Annotated in this window: 1 protein-coding gene; it reads right to left on the minus strand. The window is 65.6% G+C overall.

From position 1 onward, the window contains the following. Positions 1-247: uroporphyrinogen decarboxylase family protein (locus tag FAZ79_RS11390; protein WP_282097240.1), on the minus strand; the 247-nt coding region annotated here is incomplete at both ends.

Here is a 247-nt window from a genome sequence, read left to right on the forward strand (position 1 = left end):
CCCTTGGTGAACAGGGTGACCGGGACGTAGCTGCCGTCCGGACGTTCGCGCTGCAGGCCGTCGACGATGCGCTGCATGTATTGCAGCGAGAAATCGCGGTAGTCGTGTGGTGCGAGCACGCCCCCCCAGGTGTCGAACACCATCAGCGACTGCGCGCCGGCCTCGATCTGGGCGTTGAGGTAGTCGGTCACGGCGTCGGCGAGTCGGCCAAGCAGGTCATGGGCCGCCTTCGGATCGCTATAGACCA

Origin of the sequence: Guyparkeria sp. SB14A (genome assembly GCF_005096345.1) — a bacterium.
Taxonomy (GTDB): domain Bacteria; phylum Pseudomonadota; class Gammaproteobacteria; order Halothiobacillales; family Halothiobacillaceae; genus Guyparkeria; species Guyparkeria hydrothermalis.